Source organism: Phytoactinopolyspora endophytica, assembly GCF_004138495.1.
Taxonomy (GTDB): domain Bacteria; phylum Actinomycetota; class Actinomycetes; order Jiangellales; family Jiangellaceae; genus Phytoactinopolyspora; species Phytoactinopolyspora endophytica.
This window is the reverse complement of record NZ_ML142851.1, coordinates 430,053-430,391: the sequence shown is the minus strand read 5'-3', so window position 1 is coordinate 430,391 and position 339 is coordinate 430,053. Positions and strand designations below refer to the sequence as shown.

The following is a 339-nucleotide window of genomic DNA, read 5'->3' as shown; positions in this document are numbered from 1 at the left end:
GGCGGGTACGGTCGCTGAACCGGCTTCGGGTTCGCGTACGCCTCGTTGAGCTGGTAATACGCGCCGTCGAAGGTGGCCCGGTTCTCGGTCCACAGGGCTCGGACCACCTGGCAGGCCTCTTCGAAGCGGTCGAGCCGCTCGCGCAGGGTGCCGAACTCAATGCCCAGCATGGTGTGTTCGGCCTCAACCCACGACGCCCCCAGTCCGAACTCCAACCGTCCGCCGGACAGGTGGTCCACGGTGACGGCCATCTTGGCGAGCACCGCCGGGTGCCGGTAGGTGTTGCCGGTCACCATGCAACCGATCCGGATCCGCCGCGTCGCCTGCGCCATTGCGCCC

The 339-nt window shown here is 68.4% G+C and carries 1 protein-coding gene; it reads right to left on the bottom strand.

The features are described 5' to 3' along the window. Positions 1–296: LLM class flavin-dependent oxidoreductase (locus tag ELR45_RS37185; protein WP_240759265.1), on the bottom strand; the 296-nt coding region annotated here is incomplete at its 3' end. Positions 297–339 lie beyond the last annotated feature (43 nt).